The sequence below is a fragment of the Sphingopyxis sp. genome, assembly GCF_036675685.1.
Classification (GTDB): domain Bacteria; phylum Pseudomonadota; class Alphaproteobacteria; order Sphingomonadales; family Sphingomonadaceae; genus Sphingopyxis.
The window spans coordinates 1-12,349 of sequence record NZ_JAKFEM010000026.1 but is presented as its reverse complement, the minus strand read 5'-3'; the positions used below and the strand labels follow the sequence as shown (position 1 = coordinate 12,349).

At 64.3% G+C, this 12,349-nt stretch carries 9 protein-coding genes; 1 reads left to right on the top strand and 8 read right to left on the bottom strand.

The genetic code is table 11. The features are described from left to right. Positions 1-53: 53 nt before the first annotated feature. The gene (gene amaB, locus V6M50_RS11875; protein WP_332818777.1) at positions 54-1,559 is read right to left on the bottom strand and encodes an L-piperidine-6-carboxylate dehydrogenase; all 1,506 of its coding nucleotides are present in this window, start codon (positions 1,557-1,559) and stop codon (positions 54-56) included. 104 nt (positions 1,560-1,663) lie between these two features. On the opposite strand from amaB, the gene acs reads away from it, so the two are divergent. Then, positions 1,664-3,634, top strand: a complete 1,971-nt coding sequence (acs, locus tag V6M50_RS11870; RefSeq protein WP_443030508.1) for an acetate--CoA ligase — start codon at positions 1,664-1,666, stop codon at positions 3,632-3,634. Between the two features lie 85 nt (positions 3,635-3,719). On the opposite strand, the gene V6M50_RS11865 is transcribed toward acs, so the two are convergent. From V6M50_RS11865 to V6M50_RS11835, 7 genes are all read right to left on the bottom strand, one after another. Then, the gene (locus tag V6M50_RS11865) at positions 3,720-4,916 is read right to left on the bottom strand and encodes a serine hydrolase domain-containing protein (RefSeq protein WP_332818776.1); all 1,197 of its coding nucleotides are present in this window, start codon (positions 4,914-4,916) and stop codon (positions 3,720-3,722) included. Positions 4,917-4,960: 44 nt separating this feature from the next. Continuing rightward, positions 4,961-5,692, bottom strand: a complete 732-nt coding sequence (locus V6M50_RS11860; protein WP_332818775.1) for a peptidase — start codon at positions 5,690-5,692, stop codon at positions 4,961-4,963. Positions 5,693-5,738: 46 nt separating this feature from the next. Further along, a complete protein-coding gene (locus V6M50_RS11855; protein WP_332818774.1) occupies positions 5,739-6,542 on the bottom strand; it encodes a transglutaminase family protein in 804 nt (267 codons plus the stop codon). Next, positions 6,539-7,480, bottom strand: a complete 942-nt coding sequence (locus V6M50_RS11850; RefSeq protein WP_332818773.1) for an alpha-E domain-containing protein — start codon at positions 7,478-7,480, stop codon at positions 6,539-6,541. The genes V6M50_RS11855 and V6M50_RS11850 overlap by 4 nt, the downstream gene beginning before the upstream one ends. Continuing rightward, positions 7,480-8,877 carry a circularly permuted type 2 ATP-grasp protein gene (locus tag V6M50_RS11845; RefSeq protein ID WP_332818772.1) on the bottom strand — a complete coding sequence of 466 codons (1,398 nt, stop codon included), beginning with the start codon at positions 8,875-8,877 and terminating at the stop codon, positions 7,480-7,482. The genes V6M50_RS11850 and V6M50_RS11845 overlap by 1 nt, the downstream gene beginning before the upstream one ends. A gap of 261 nt (positions 8,878-9,138) precedes the next feature. Beyond that, the gene (gene secA, locus V6M50_RS11840) at positions 9,139-11,874 is read right to left on the bottom strand and encodes a preprotein translocase subunit SecA (protein ID WP_332818771.1); all 2,736 of its coding nucleotides are present in this window, start codon (positions 11,872-11,874) and stop codon (positions 9,139-9,141) included. A gap of 110 nt (positions 11,875-11,984) precedes the next feature. After that, a complete protein-coding gene (locus V6M50_RS11835) occupies positions 11,985-12,239 on the bottom strand; it encodes a hypothetical protein (protein ID WP_332818770.1) in 255 nt (84 codons plus the stop codon). Positions 12,240-12,349 lie beyond the last annotated feature (110 nt).

The window sequence follows — 12,349 nt, the reverse complement described above, 5'->3', positions numbered from 1 at the left end:
TTTACACACTCTGGATTGCCGCGTCGCTTCGCTCCTCGCAATGACGCGGATTGTCAGTTCAGATCGAAACTGACCCCCTGCGCCAGCGGCAGCGCGTCCGAATAATTCAGCGTGTTCGTCGCGCGCCGCATATAGGCTTTCCAGCTGTCCGAGCCGCTTTCGCGCCCACCGCCGGTTTCTTTCTCACCGCCGAACGCCCCGCCGATCTCCGCGCCGCTCGTCCCGAGATTGACGTTGGCGATGCCGCAGTCGCTCGCAACCAAAAACCGCTCGGCCTCGCGCATGTCAGTGGTGAAGATCGCGGACGACAGCCCCGCCGCGACGTCGTTATGCAGCGCGATCACCGCGTCCAGATCATAATAGCGCATCACATAGAGGATCGGCGCGAACGTCTCTTCGAGCACCGGCCCGACCTGCCCCGGCATTTCGACGAGCGCGGGCTTCACATAAAAACTCGCCCCCTCGCCGACGCGTTCGCCGCCGTGCACGACGCCACCCGCCGCCTTGGCCGCCGCCAGCGCATCCTGCATCATCTCATACGCCGCGCGGTCGATTAGCGGGCCGACTAGCACCTCGCCCTCCAGCGGATTGCCGACGCCGACGCTCGCATAAGCCGCCTTCAGCTTGGCGACGAAGCCATCGTAAATGCTGTCGTGGAGGAACAATCGCCGCGTCGTCGTACAGCGCTGTCCCGCGGTCCCCATCGCGCCGAACGCGACACCGCGCAGCGCGAGGTCGAGGTCGGCCGACGGCGCGACGATCACGCCGTTGTTGCCGCCGAGTTCGAGGATCGCGCGCGCAAAGCGCTGCGCCAACCGCGGAGCCACCGCGCGGCCCATGCGCGTCGACCCCGTCGCTGAAACGAGTGCGACGCGTTTGTCGTCGACGAGCGCCTCACCCGCCTCGCGTCCGCCGATCAAAAGCTGCGATAAGCCTTCGGGTGCGTCACCAAAGCGCGCCACCGCGCGCTCAAAAATCGCCTGCGTTGCCAGCGCGGTCAGCGGCGTCTTTTCCGATGGCTTCCATACCACACTATTGCCGCACACCAGCGCGAGCGCGGCGTTCCACGCCCACACCGCGACCGGGAAGTTGAATGCCGAGATCACCCCGACGACACCGAGCGGATGCCAGACCTCCATCATCCGGTGCCCCGGCCGCTCGGTCGCGATCGTCAGGCCGTAGAGCTGGCGCGACAGCCCGACCGCGAAGTCGCAGATGTCGATCATTTCCTGCACTTCGCCCGCGCCCTCGGACGGGATCTTGCCCGCTTCGATCGTCACCAGCTTTGCAAGGTCGTCCTTGCCGGCGCGCAGTTCCTCGCCCCACAGGCGGACGAGTTCGCCGCGCCGGGGTGCCGGGACGTTGCGCCACGTGCGGAACGCGGCACTTGCCTTGTCCAGCGTCTCGTCGATCGTCGCCGCATCGACAACCTGCATCATGCCCAGCTGTTCGCCAGTCAGCGGCGTCACCGACGGCATCGATCCGTCGGTCCACAGCGCACGGTCCACGCCCAATCCATCGAGCAACTGTGCGACCTCTTGGCCCAATAGCGTCATCATATGTCCCTTCGTTGGCGCCGACACGCCCTTGCAGTTTGTGGCTCGCGGGTTATCGCAGCGGGCGAACAATGCAAACCCGAATGGGAGAGTCGCCCGTGCCTGACCTGCCGCCGTCCGAATTGCCGCCGTCCGAACCTTTTGTTCCTGTTCCGGCCGATGCCGCGGCGAACACGCACTGCAGCGCCGCCGATTACGACCGGCTCTATACGCAGAGCATCGAGGACCCCGACGCGTTCTGGGCCGAACAGGCCAAGCGCCTCGACTGGACCACCCCGCCGACCAGGATCGGCAATTGGTCCTACGACCCGGTCGAAATCAAATGGTTTGAGGACGGCGTCCTCAACCTCTGCCACAATGCACTCGACCGCCATGTCGCCGCGGGGCACGGCGAGCGCACCGCAATCCTTTTCGAACCCGACAGCCCCGACGGCGAAACGCGGACGATCAGTTACAAGGCGATGCTTGCCGACGTCATCCGCTTCGCAAACACGCTCAAGAAACTCGGCGTCCGGAAAGGCGACCGCGTCACCATCTATATGCCGATGATCCCCGAGGGCGCGGCGGCGATGCTCGCCTGCGCGCGCATCGGCGCGGTGCACAGCGTCGTGTTCGGCGGTTTCTCGCCTGAGGCGATCCACGGCCGCATCGAGGATTGCGCGAGCGACTGGGTGATCTGCGCCGACGAGGGCCTCCGCGGCGGCAAGACCGTGCCGCTGAAGGCCAATGTCGACAAGGCGCTCGAGCGGATCGATGTGAAGGCCGTGCTCGTGATCGCACACACCGGCGGCGACATCGCGATGAAGGAAGGCCGCGACCATTGGTACGACGCGCTGTCCACCGATGTCGGCGACGAGTGCCCGTGCGAGCCGATGGGTGCCGAGGACCCGCTTTTCATCCTCTACACTTCGGGATCGACCGGCAAGCCGAAGGGCGTGCTCCACACCGTCGGCGGCTATTCGGTGTGGACCGCCAGCACCTTCTATTACGGCTTCGACTATCGCCCCGGCGAGATTTTCTGGTGCAGCGCCGACATCGGCTGGGTCACCGGTCACAGCTACGTCGTCTATGGTCCGCTCCAGAACGGCGCGACGACCTTGATGTTCGAGGGCGTGCCGAACTACCCCGACCACGACCGCTTCTGGCAGGTCGTCGACAAGCACAAAGTCAACATCCTCTACACCGCGCCGACCGCGATCCGCGCGCTGATGCGCGAGGGCGACGATTATGTGACGCGCCACGACCTGTCGTCGCTCCGCCTGCTCGGCAGCGTCGGCGAGCCGATCAACCCCGAGGCGTGGCGCTGGTATCACCAGCTTGTCGGCAAGGGCCGCGTCCCCGTCGTCGACACCTGGTGGCAGACCGAAACCGGCGGGATCATGATCACCACCCTGCCCGGCGCGCACCCGATGCAGCCGGGGAGCGCGGGCAAACCCTTCTTCGGCGTCCGCCCGCAGCTGGTGGATGCCGAGGGCGGCGTGCTCGCCGACGAACAGACCGGCGGTGCGTCGGAGGGAAATCTCTGCATCACGCACAGCTGGCCGGGGCAGGCGCGCACGATCTACGGCGATCACAAGCGCTTCGCCGAAACCTATTTCTCGACCTACAAGGGCAAATATTTCACCGGCGACGGCTGTCGCCGCGATGCCGACGGCTATTGGCGCATCACCGGGCGCGTCGACGATGTGATCAACGTCTCGGGCCACCGCATGGGCACCGCCGAGGTCGAAAGCGCACTCGTGCTCCACGAGGATGTCGCCGAGGCCGCAGTCGTCGGCTTCCCGCACGACATCAAGGGTCAGGGCATTTACGCCTATGTCACGCTCAACGCCGGGGTCGAGCCGAGCGACGAGATCGTCGCGAGCCTCAAGCAGCAGGTCCGCAAGGAAATCGGCCCGATCGCGACCCCCGACCATATCCACCTGACGCCGGGGCTGCCCAAGACCCGCTCGGGCAAGATCATGCGCCGGATTTTGCGCAAGATCGCCGAGAATGATTTCGGATCGCTGGGCGATACCTCGACGCTGGCCGATCCAAGCCTCGTCGATGGATTGATCGAAGGGCGGAAGAACAAATAGCCCCGCCTCGTTCCCCGGCGAAAGCCGGGGCCCAGATGGCCAAGCGCTCGGCATCGTGGACCCCGGCTTTCGCGCCGGGGAACGCCTATTTCGCCAGCGCCTCGCACAGCCGGTCGGTCGCCAGCGCAATGCGCGATTCCGCCGTTTTGCGATTGGCCGCGCTATTCTCGACACCCCGCGTTTCGGTGTTGAACGCCAGCAGGCTCCCGATGCGCTGGTCGGGACAGAGGCTCAGATAGGCGCGAAAGCCGTTCTGGTCGCCATTATGCCCGACAAACCGCACCGCCGCGCTGCGGTCGATGAAAAAGGAAAGGCCGCTCTGCGTCGTCTTGGCCATGCGGCCTTGGGTGAAGTCATCCCCGGCCGCGATTTGCGGCGCCCACATTTCCTCGAGCGAAGACCGCTTCAGCACCAGGTCGAACTCGGGCTGGCGCGCCGGATCGCCGAGCAGGAACGCCACATATTTCGCCATATCGGGCATCGGCGCGTTGAGCCCCCCGTTCGACACCGTCACGCCGGTATCGACATCGAACGGCGCGGCGACCCGCCGGCCATCCTTGATATAATAGCTGTGTGACCGGTGCGACAGGAGGTGCGGCGGTGTGCGGTCGAAATAGCTGGCGTGCATGGCCAGCGGCTTCAGGATATTCTTGTCGACATAGACTTCATAATCTTCGCCCGACAGGCGTTCGATGACCTGCCCCAGATAGACGATACCGGGGTTCGAATAGCTGAAGCGGCTGCCCGGTTTGAACTCGACCTGCGTGTAGGGCAGCATCGCCGCGAGCTGCGACCAACCCTTCGGTTCGAACGGCTGCCAGTCGTGGTCGCGCCACGGCCAGGTCCCGCTGCGAAATCCCGCGCTGTGGCTCATCAGCTGGCGCAGCGTGATCGCAGCCGTGTCACCATAAGGATTATGGACGGCCGCCAGTTCGGGGACATAACGCACGATCGGATCGTCGAGGGTCAGCAGCCCGCGATCGCGCAATTGCATGATCGCGATCCCCGTCATCGTCTTGGTGATCGATGCCCAATGATAGATTGTCCGGGCGTCTACAGGAACATGCGCCTCGGCATCCTGCTCGCCCAGATGATCGGCGGCGACCGTTCGACCGCCCTGCACGACATAAAAGCTGCTCCCTACGATGCCCGACCGGCGCATTTCGGCACGGTGCAGCTCGCGAAAGTCGCGCAGCGCCGTATCAAAGCTCGACTCTTGGGCCGCGGCCGGATTGGCGGCGATGGCCATCAGAACAAGTGCGGCAGCAATCCAGCGCGACATGGCGATCCTTTCCCGTACGTTGACTGGACCGCGGCCAGGGGCGATCAGAAATGAAAGTCGGGTAGCTCCGCCAGTGCAATGCCCAGCGCCTCGGCCCAGCCGTCGGCGACGCTTTCGAAATAGGGGTCGTTGCGTTCGAACCGCCGTTCGCGCACCGTCGTATAATCGTCGCGCTCGTGGATTTTGAGATCGATCGGCAGATCGACGCCGGCATTGGCGCGGATCGTCGAATCGAACGACACGCACAGCAGCTTCACCGCATCCTCGAACGACATCGCGGGATCGTAGGACCTGACGATGATCGGGCGGCCATATTTGGTCTCGCCGATCTGGAAGAAGGGATTGTCTTCGCCCGCCTCGATGAAATTGCCCTCGGGATAGATGAGGAACAGGCGCGGCTCGGCGCCCTTGATCTGCCCGCCAACGATCAGCGAGGCGCGGAACAGCGACTCCGCCGCGGGCCCCTCGTCATTGTGGCGCATCACGACATTGCGCAGCGTTTCACCGATGATTGTCGCCACCGCGAACATCGACGGCGCTTCGAGGATCGACGGATGCCGCTCCTCGGGCGCCTTGGTGCGTTCGTCGAGCAGGCTGACAACCGCCTGCGTCGTCGCGAGATTGCCCGCCGACATCAAGGTGATGACGCGCTCGCCCGGCAGGTGCCAGCTGCGCATCTTGCGGACCTGCGAGATGTCGTCGACACCGGCGTTGGTGCGGGTGTCCGACATGAACACCAGCCCTTTGTTCAAACGCATGCCAACGCAATAAGTCATCGAATCCTGTTTCCCCGCCCCGGATTATCTGATCGCCCCGGTCCGCTTATTGCTGGACCTGCAATTGAACAACCAGATTTTCCTGCGCCGCACCATAGCGCATGCCGCGAACCGGGGCCGCATCACGATAATCGAGCCCGGTGGCGACGCGGATATATCGCTGATCGGGCGAATGGCCGTTGCTGACGTCGAAGCCGATCCAGCCGATATGGTCGAAATGCGCCTCGGCCCACGCGTGCGTCGCATCCTGCTGGGTGCGGTCGTTCATCATCAGATAGCCCGACACATAGCGCGCCGGATGGCCCAGGTGGCGCATCGCGGCGATGAAGATATGCGCATGGTCCTGGCACACCCCGCCCTCGCTGCCGAGCGCCTGTTCGGCGTTCGTTTCGGCATCGGTGAAGCCGATCCGGTACGCCAGCCGGTCGATGATCAGCGCCGAGAGCGCATGCGCGCGCTCGATGTCATTGGCATGGTCGCGGCCGAGCTGCGCGGTCAGTGCGCGTACCTGCCGCCCCGCGCGCGTCAGCGCGGTCGGGCGCAAGAAGGTCCACAGCGGCATCGCGCCGCGGTGGACGCCGATCACCCCGTCCCATGTTTCGAGCTCGACCTCGCCATGACAGCGGATCACCAGCTCGCTCGCGCCGCTCTGCACCGCGATCAGGTCGACGCCGTTGCCGTGATGATCGGTATAGTGCAGCTGCTGCGCGCCGCCCTCGACATCGACCGCCCAATTCAGGATACGCTGCTGGCCCGGCCGGTCCTTCGGCGTCAGCTTAAGCTGCTGCAACGCATAGCTGACCGGTGCATCATATTGATAGCGGGTGGTATGTTCGACGCGCAGTTTCATTCCACAAACCGATAGTCGCGCTCGACCTGCCGCGCGAGTGCGGCCGTGTCGCGGAGGAAGCCGGTCACATATTGGTGGAGGCCGCCGTCGAAGATCGACTGGATCGGTCCGGCAAGCTTTTCGTGGCACAGCGTATGCGCCTGGCGCCACGCCTCGGTCTCCTCGCAATAGTGACGCTGGAGCTGCGCCAGATTGTCCTCCATCCGCTCGCAGCAGAAGGCGAGGCTGCGCGGCATCTGGCGATAGAGGATCAGGAATTCGGCGATCTTGAGCGCGCTGATCTCGGCCCCGTAAAGCCAGCGATAGGCACGGTGCGCCGACACCGAACGCAGGATCGTCTCCCACTGCACATTGTCGATCGTCGTGCCGATATGCGCGACCGAGGGCAGCAGAAGATAATATTTGACGTCGAGGATGCGCGCGGTGTTGTCGGCGCGTTCGAGGAAGGTGCCGAGCAGCGAGAAGTTGAACCCGTCGTTGCGCAGCATCGTGCCGTTCAATGCCCCGCGCACATGCGCGCTCTGCTGGCGGATCGTCGTCAGCACGTCGGGCAGATCATCCTCGCGCACCGGGCGCCGCAGCAGCGCGACGAGCGTCATCCAGCTCGTGTTGACCGCCTCCCACGTCTCGCGCGTCAGCGCGGTGCGCGCGGTGCGGGCATTGTCGCGCGCCAGCTTGATGACCGAGAGGATGCTCGACGGGTTGGCGGGGTCGCGGAGCAGGAAGTCGATGACCCGCGCCGAGCTGTAATCGCCGTGTGCGGCCTGAAACGCCTGGTTGACACCGGCGGTCACGAGCACCGATTTCCATTCGGCGGCGGCCGTGCTTGAACGCGTCAGCGCGATGCGGAACCCCGCGTCGATCAGCCGCGCGTTATTCTCGCTGCGCTCAAGGTAGCGCGCCATCCAGAAGAGCGAGCCTGCGGTTTTCCCGAGCATCAGTCTTCCAACACCCATGTATCCTTGGTGCCGCCGCCCTGGCTGCTGTTCACCACCAGCGACCCTCTGGTCATCGCGACACGGGTCAGCCCGCCGGGGGTGATCGTGACCCCCTGCGGCGACATCAGCACGAAGGGGCGCAGGTCGACGTGGCGCGGCGCGAGTCCCTTCTTGGTGAAGATCGGTACGGTCGAGAGCGACAGCGTCGGTTGCGCGATATAATTGCTCGGGTTCGCCTCCAGCTTGGCGCGGAAGGCGGCGAGTTCCTTCTTGCTCGCGGCGGGGCCGACGAGCATTCCATAGCCGCCCGACCCGTGCACTTCCTTGACCACCAGTTCGGGCAAGCGATCGAGCACTTCGCGCAGATGCTCGGGGTCCGAACAGCGCCAGGTCGGCACATTGGGCAGCAGCGCCTTTTCGCCCGTATAAAATTCGATGATGTCGGGCATGTAGCTGTAGAGCGCCTTGTCGTCGGCGATGCCGGTGCCCGGCGCATTGGCGATGGTGATGCCCCCGGCGCGATAAACGTCCCAGATGCCGGGCACGCCGAGCATCGAATCGGGACGGAAATTCAAGGGATCGAGGAAGTCATCGTCGACGCGGCGGTAGATGACGTCGATCGCCTTATAGCCCTGCGTCGTCCGCATCGCGACGCGCCCGTCGACGACGCGCAGGTCGTTCCCCTCGACCAGCTCGGCGCCCATATGGTCGGCGAGGAAGCTGTGCTCATAATAAGCGCTGTTGTGGATACCCGGCGTCAGCACCGCGACCGTCGGCGTCCCGCCGCACGCCGGTGGCGCGCAGGCCGACAGCGATTTCAAAAGGTTGATCGGATAGTCGCTGACCTCGCGGACATGCACCTTCGCGAACAGCTCCGGGAACATCTGGAGCATCGTTTCGCGGTTTTCGAGCATGTACGACACGCCCGACGGGGTGCGCGCATTGTCCTCGAGCACATAAAATTCGTCGGCGCCGGTGCGTACGATGTCGGTGCCGCTGATATGGGTATAGATGCCGCCCGGCGGATCGAGCCCCATCATCATCGGCAGGAACGCCTCGTTTCCCGCGATCAGCTCGACCGGCACGCGGCCGGCGCGCAAGATTTCCTGCCGGTGATAGATGTCGTGGAGGAAGGCGTTCAAGGCGCGCACGCGCTGTTCGATGCCGCGCGACAGACGGCGCCATTCGCTGGCGGAGATGATCCGCGGCACGACGTCGAAGGGGATCAGCCGCTCGTCGCCGTCGGCGGCGCCATAGACGTTGAAGGTAATCCCCGTGGTACGAAAGAGCGCTTCGGCCTGCACCCCCTTATGCTGGATGCGCGCTGCATCCTCGGCCTCGAACCACCCGCAATAGTCTCGATAGGGCGACCGGGTTTCGCCCTCCTGGCTCGTCATTTCATCGAAAAAGGAAATGCGCCTGCCCTTTCCACGCAACATGCCATCCATCGGCCGCGCCCGATGTCTTCGGCCTGCGCGCCCCTATGTTCCAGCTGCTGCATCGCCCGGCCGACTGCGTGGCCGCCAAGCTTATAGGCAGGATGCTAATCGCGCCCGCGCGCCTTGGCAAGCGGGCTCGTGAAGCGCGGTGTTACCGTAACTTCAAGGACTTGCGATCAATCCCGTCGCCCCCGCCTTCGCGGGGGCGACGGGTATTTATCAAATCGCCCCGTGGCAGTGCTTGTACTTGCGGCCCGAGCCGCAGGGGCACGGTGCGTTGCGGCTGATGTCGAGCGCCGCATAGGGATTTTCGCCTTCGGGCAGGTCGGGACGCGGCGCCTGCATCGGCGGCAGCGTGTTCGCGATCACGCCAAGCTGACCGCCATCGAGATCGGCGCTGTTATCATCGCCGGTGAACGGGTCGATGTGCGTGGTCAGGAAATCGGGCAGGTCGGGCAGCGGCATCGGCTCGGGCTCTTCGAAGCGCAGGTCGATCCGCGCGACGGTGCGCGTCACATCTTCGCGGATGTTCGACAGCATGCGTTCGAACAAAGCAAAGGCTTCCTGCTTATATTCGTTGATCGGCTGCTTCTGCGCATAGGCGCGCAGGAACACGACCTGGCGCAGCGCGTCGAGCGTCGCGAGATGCTCTTTCCAATGATGGTCGAGCGTCTGGAGCAGCACCGATTTCTCGATGCCCTTCCACGTTTCCTCGTCGACGAGCCCGGCCTTTTCGGCCGCGACCGCATCGGCCTGCGCCTGGATGCGTTCCTCGAAGATTTCGGCGTCGACCGCGTCTTCCTGCATCCAGTCGTCGATCGGCGGAGTGAGATCGAGGATGTTTTCAACGCGCTCCTTCATCTGCTCGATGTTCCACTGTTCGGGATAGCTGCCCGGCGGGCATGCGTCGGCGACGATCGCGTTCACCGTCTCGGCGCGCATCGCGAGCATCACATCGTCGACGGTCTCGCTGTCGATGATCTCGCCGCGCTGTTCGTAAATGACCTTGCGCTGGTCGTTCATGACGTTGTCATACTCGACGACCTGTTTACGGATGTCGTAGTTGCGCGCCTCGACCTTCTTCTGCGCGGTCTCGATCGCCTTCGACAGCCACTTCGACCCGATCGCTTCGCCATCCTCGAGATTCTTGTTCATCATCTTCGAAAACAGCGTGTCGGGACCGAAGATGCGCAGTAGATCGTCGTCGAGGCAGAGGTAGAATTTCGACAGGCCAGGGTCGCCCTGACGCCCCGAACGGCCGCGCAGCTGGTTGTCGATGCGGCGGCTTTCGTGGCGCTCGGTCGCGAGCACGAACAGCCCGCCCGCGGCCAGCACCGCCTCGCGCTCGGCGGCAACCTCGGCGTGGATGCGCGCAATGCCGGCTTCGCGCTCGGGGCCGTCGGGCAGGTCCTTCAGCTCGTCATCGATGCGAAATTCTTCGTTGCCGCCGAGTTTGATGTCGGTGCCGCGGCCCGCCATGTTCGTCGCGATCGTGACCGCGCCGGTGCGGCCCGCCTGCGCGACGATATGCGCTTCGCTCTCGTGGAAACGCGCGTTGAGCACGCTGTGCGGCACACCGTCCTTTTCGAGGAAGGACGACAGCAATTCCGACTTTTCGATCGACACGGTGCCGACAAGCACCGGCTGGCCGCGCTCGTTCGCTTCGCGGATCGTCTTGGCGATCGCGCCGAACTTGTCGGTGATATTCTTGTAGAATTCATCCTCGTCGTCCTGGCGCGCGATCGGGCGGTTCGTGGGGATGTTGACGACATTCATCTTGTAGATGTCGAAAAATTCGGCGGCCTCGGTCGCCGCGGTGCCGGTCATGCCGCTGAGTTTCGGATACATGCGGAAATAATTCTGGAAGGTGATCGACGCGAGGGTCTGGTTCTCGGGCTCGATCTGCACGCCTTCCTTCGCCTCGACCGCCTGGTGCAGGCCGTCGGACCAGCGGCGGCCGTCCATCATGCGGCCGGTGAATTCGTCGATGATCACGACCTTGCCGTCCTTGACGATATAGTCGGTGTCGATGCGGAACATCTGAATCGCCTTCAGCGCCTGGTTGACGTGATGGACGACCTGCGTGTTCTCGATGTCGTAAAGATTGCTGCCCTGGAGCAGCCCGGCATCCTCGAGCAAGCGCTCGACATGCTCGGTGCCGTCCTCGGTCAGGTTGATCGACTTGGACTTTTCGTCCTTCTCATAATCATCCTCGACCAGCTGATGGACGATCGCGTTGACGCGGATGTACAGCTCGGACTTGTCGTCGGTGGGGCCCGAGATGATCAGCGGGGTGCGCGCCTCGTCGATCAGGATCGAATCGACCTCATCGACGATGCCGAAATTGAACGCGCGGTGGACCATCTGCTGGCGGTCGAACTTCATATTGTCGCGGAGGTAATCGAAACCCAGCTCGTTGTTCGTCGCATAGGTGATGTCGCTGTTATAGGCGTCGCGGCGCTGCATTTCGTTGAGGTTGGGGACGATGATCCCCGTGGTCAGCCCCAGGAAGCCGTAAACCTGTCCCATCCATTCGGCGTCGCGGCGGGCGAGGTAATCATTGACGGTGACGACATGGACGCCCTTGCCCTCGAGCGCGTTGAGATAGGCGGCGAGCGTCGCGACGAGCGTCTTGCCCTCGCCCGTGCCCATTTCGGCGATCTCGCCGCGGTGCATGACGATGCCGCCGATCATCTGGACGTCGAAGTGCCGCATCCCGAGCGTGCGGACCGCCGCCTCGCGCACCGTCGCAAAGGCCTCGGGCAATATGTCGTCGAGCGTCTCGCCGGCGGCGAGGCGATCGCGGAACGCCTGCGTCTGCGCCTGCAGCGCGGCATCGTCCAGCGCCTGCATCGCGGGTTCGAAGGCATTGATCTTCTCGACGATCTTGCGGATCGAGGCGACATAACGGTCGTTGGACGAGCCGAACAGGCTCTTGGCAAGGCCAGCAAACATGGAATTTCCCTTGGGATTAGAATGAAAAGGCGGCGCGCTTCGGCCGCATGAATATGCAAAAAGGGCCCCGGTGCGGGGCAGCGCCTCACAAGGGGCGCTGGGGCGCCGCTCTATTCGAGCGCGCGGTCGCTGCCGGTGAGCAGGCCGGGAAGGTGCGGCGGCGCGGCCTTGCGTGGTTTACCGCTGCCACTCGTCGTACGCCGCGTCGGCGCGGTGGTGGTTGGACGACGTTCGGCATCGCTTGTTTCGACCTTGCCCGCCGTTTCGGCGAGCATGACCAAGGCCCCCATCGCCGCCGGGGTGGCAGGCGCGGCAACGGCCCGGTCGGCGGTCGCCAGGCCGGTCAGCAATGCCAAAAGGGTCAACAACAACCGCAAGAATCGCCCCTCTTTAGATCCGGAACGACAAATATTGCGCCCCGTTCCCTGAACATAGGGTGAAAGCGGCGCGGCGTCTAGGGGTTGGGGAGCGGGCG